Annotated in this window: 3 protein-coding genes; 2 read left to right on the top strand and 1 reads right to left on the bottom strand. The window is 44.5% G+C overall.

Features of this window, described 5'->3' with window-relative positions; all coding sequences use genetic code 11:
• Window positions 1-98 precede the first annotated feature (98 nt).
• Together clpS and clpA are read left to right on the top strand one after the other, a co-directional pair.
• Window positions 99-425, top strand: a complete 327-nt coding sequence (gene clpS, locus B3M51_RS03535) for an ATP-dependent Clp protease adapter ClpS (protein ID WP_292480427.1) — start codon at window positions 99-101, stop codon at window positions 423-425.
• Between the two features lie 32 nt (window positions 426-457).
• The gene (gene clpA / locus B3M51_RS03530) at window positions 458-2,707 is read left to right on the top strand and encodes an ATP-dependent Clp protease ATP-binding subunit ClpA (protein WP_292756875.1); all 2,250 of its coding nucleotides are present in this window, start codon (window positions 458-460) and stop codon (window positions 2,705-2,707) included.
• A gap of 365 nt (window positions 2,708-3,072) precedes the next feature.
• On the opposite strand, the gene cobO is transcribed toward clpA, so the two are convergent.
• Window positions 3,073-3,681 carry a cob(I)yrinic acid a,c-diamide adenosyltransferase gene (cobO, locus tag B3M51_RS03525; RefSeq protein ID WP_292756873.1) on the bottom strand — a complete coding sequence of 203 codons (609 nt, stop codon included), beginning with the start codon at window positions 3,679-3,681 and terminating at the stop codon, window positions 3,073-3,075.
• Between the last annotated feature and the right edge of the window lie 91 nt (window positions 3,682-3,772).

The raw sequence follows: 3,772 nt of genomic DNA, 5'->3' as shown, positions 1-3,772 counted from the left end.
ATCAATGGTGAATTAATTGGTGGATGTGACATTATTATGGAACTGTATGAAAACGGTGAGCTCAAACAGATGGTTGAAGCAGCGAGTTGATTTTTGCGATGGCAGACAAACGTGATCAAGATTGGCAGGCCGAGCATGATTTTGCGGTTGCGCCGTCTAAACCTGATTTAAAACAGCCACCCAAATATCGGGTGATCATGATGAACGATGATTACACGCCGATGGACTTTGTGGTGGAGGTTTTGGAAACCTTGTTTGACATGGGGCGTGAACGTGCCACACGAACCATGCTACAAGTGCACACAGAAGGACAGGCTTTATGCGGTATCTTTACATTTGAGATCGCGGAGGCCAAAGTGGAACAAGTGAACAGTTATGCCCAAAGACATGGGCATCCTTTACAGTGCACCATGGAACAGGAATGAGATGGCTGCAACGACAATAGGCGGATAGCAATATGCTGAGTAAAGAACTTGAACACACGCTGAGTCAGGCATTCAATTATGCTCGACAAAGATCCCATGAATTTCTGACGGTTGAACATCTATTGTTAGCCTTACTGGAAAATGGACAAGCACTGGCGGTGCTCAAAGCCTGCGAGGTTGATATCAATGCCTTGCGTCAGGATCTGACCGATTTTCTTGCAGATAATCTGCCTACATTGGCCGAAGACAGCGATCGCGAAACTCAGCCAACGCTGGCTTTCCAGCGTATTCTGCAACGCGCAGTGATGCATGTGCAGTCTTCTGGCGGCGAAGAGGTAACCGGTGCCAACGTACTGGTTTCGATTTTCTCTGAACAGCAATCTCAAGCGGTTTATTTACTGCAGAAGCAGGATGTCAGTCGGCTGGATGTGGTCAATGCTATCAGCCACGGCAGCATCGAAAATCTGGCAGAAGAAACCAAAAGCGAAAAGATTGAAGTTGAAGACGGTAATTCCGAAAGTAAAAGTCCATTGGCTCTATATGCAACGAATCTGAATGCCGAAGCCAAACAGGGGCGGATTGATCCATTAATCGGCCGTGCCAATGAAATTGAGCGTACTTTGCAGGTGCTATGCCGTCGCCGTAAAAATAATCCGTTGTTTGTCGGTGAAGCCGGTGTTGGTAAAACTGCGCTGGCGGAAGGACTTGCAAAACGTATTGTTGATGGTGATGTGCCTGAAGTGCTGGAGCAGGCAGTTGTTTATTCACTGGATATGGGCGCGCTGGTTGCTGGTACTAAATACCGTGGTGATTTTGAAAAACGTCTGAAAGGATTATTGCGCGAAATCAAACAACAGGATCATGCGATTCTGTTTATTGATGAAATCCATACCATGATTGGAGCGGGGAGTGCAGGAAACAGTGCGATGGATGCTGCCAATTTGCTTAAACCGTTATTGGCCAATGGTGAATTGAAATGTATCGGTTCAACCACCTATCAGGAATATCGCAGCATTTTTGAACATGATCGTGCTTTGGCACGGCGTTTTCAGAAAATTGATGTACCTGAGCCATCGGTTGCTGAAACCATTGAAATTCTCAAAGGTTTAAAGCCTGGCCTGGAATCACACCATAATGTGCGTTACTCCAGTGCCGCGATTGTGCAGGCAGCAGAACTGGCTGCCCGTCACATTAACGACCGTTATCTGCCCGATAAGGCGATAGATGTGTTGGATGAAGTGGGTGCTGCACAACGTATTCTGCCAAAGTCGAAACGTAAGAAAATGATTGGCATTCAGGATGTTCAGCAGATCGTTGCCAAGATTGCACGTATTCCTGCCAAGACGGTTAGTAATGCAGATAAAGATAATCTACGTAATCTGGAACCGAATCTGAAACACGTTATTTTTGGTCAGGATGATGCGATTTCTGCATTAAGCTCGGCAATTAAAATGGCACGTTCCGGTTTGGGGCATCCCGAAAAACCAACTGGTGCTTTCCTGTTTGCCGGACCCACCGGTGTAGGTAAAACAGAAGTTACGCGTCAGTTGGCGCATATCCTAGGGGTTGAACTAATCCGCTTCGATATGTCTGAGTATATGGAACCTCATACGGTTTCCCGTCTGATAGGTGCTCCTCCAGGTTATGTGGGGTTTGATCAAGGTGGGTTATTAACCGATGCAGTTATCAAACAACCGCATGCAGTGTTGTTGTTGGATGAGATTGAAAAGGCTCACCCCGATGTATTTAACCTGCTATTGCAAGTGATGGATCATGGAACGCTAACGGATAACAATGGCCGTAAAGCAGATTTCCGTCATATTGTATTGGTCATGACCAGTAATGCCGGTGCACAGGAAATGGGCCGTAGCTCGATCGGCTTTACCAAACAAGAGCATCATATGGATGGTACAGAAGCGCTGAAACGTGCTTTCTCACCTGAATTCCGTAATCGTCTGGACGGTATTATTCAATTCCAGCCGTTGACGAAAGAAGCGATTCTGCGGGTTGCTGATAAAGCGGTGCTTGAACTGGAAATGCTGTTGCAAGATAAAAACGTGACTATCGAAATTGATAATGATGCACGTGAATGGCTGGCAGAGCATGGTTACGATGTACAAATGGGTGCCAGACCAATGGCGCGACTGGTACAGGAAAAAATCAAGCGTCCGTTGGCCGATGAATTGTTATTTGGCAAACTCAGTGATGGTGGCCATGTGAGAGTTATCCTGAAGAATGATGAACTGATTCTGGATATCGTTAAAGAAACAGAATCTGTGTAACCCTAGACGACAAACCCGGTAGTTATTAACTTAACTACCGGGTTTTTTATGTCTGTTATATTCCAGAATCCCAGCTTTTCCGGTGTTATATAACAGTAAGTTATTCACCTGTTTCACAAAATCTTCACATCTTTATATAACAGATGTCGCTAACTCACTGATTAACATAGAAGTAGGTTTAAGTTGTTGAATATAAACATATATTTTAATTTGAGCATTTTTTGACCATTTTGTGCAGAGTGCTTAAATATGAACAGCTTAGCGACTAACTCCAAAGTTAAACACAGACTTATCCACAGAAAATGTGAGTAACTTTACCGTTTGATGACACAGCAAAAAGCAAGCCAAAAACCTCAAAAAAATCTTTAGAGCTCTATGCCTTTTTGGGCACGGATACCATCACGAAATGCATGTTTAACATCCTCAATCCGGCTGACCGTATCAGCCGCTTCAATGATGCTGTCTGGTGCTCCACGACCGGTAATAATCACGTGTTGCATTGCCGGACGTGCAGCTAAATCATCTATTACTTTATCTGCATCGAGATATTTCATTTTCAAGACAATATTCAGTTCATCCAGCAGAACCACGTTAATACTTTCATCCTGTAACATCTTTTTAACAATATCCCAGCCTGCTTCTGCGGAAGCTTTATCCTGCTCCAGATTTTGCGTATCCCAGGTAAACCCATCGCCCACCACGTGATAACTGACCTGCTCAGGAAACCGACGATAAAAGGCTTCTTCACCCGTACTCATCGCCCCCTTAATAAATTGCACGATACCGACTTTCATATCATGACCCAACGCTCTGGCAATCATGCCAAAACCGGATGAACTTTTACCTTTGCCGTTGCCAGTTATGCACAGCAATAAACCTTTGTCCTTAGTGGCTTTTTGGATCTTCTGATCAACCACTTCCTTGTGACGTTGCATGCGATCTTTATGGCGTTGGCTTTTCTCAGAATCAGTCATAATTTTCCTAAAATAAAACAAAAAATATTAATAATGCAGCTTCCAGCAGTTCCACCATTGCGCCCGCAGTATCACCGGTAAACCCGTTTAA

Origin of the sequence: Methylophaga sp. UBA2689, assembly GCA_002354555.1 — a bacterium.
Taxonomy (GTDB): Bacteria; Pseudomonadota; Gammaproteobacteria; order Nitrosococcales; family Methylophagaceae; genus Methylophaga.
The sequence above is the reverse complement of the archived record's forward strand: the minus strand, read 5'-3'. Positions and strand labels throughout refer to the sequence as shown.

Excerpts from the sequence above, each read along its gene's own strand:
- clpS (WP_292480427.1), top strand. The coding sequence starts at position 99 with ATGGCAGACAAACGTGATCAAGATTGGCAGGCCGAGCATGATTTTGCG.
- clpA (WP_292756875.1), top strand. The coding sequence starts at position 458 with ATGCTGAGTAAAGAACTTGAACACACGCTGAGTCAGGCATTCAATTAT.
- cobO (WP_292756873.1), bottom strand. The coding sequence starts at position 3,681 with ATGACTGATTCTGAGAAAAGCCAACGCCATAAAGATCGCATGCAACGT.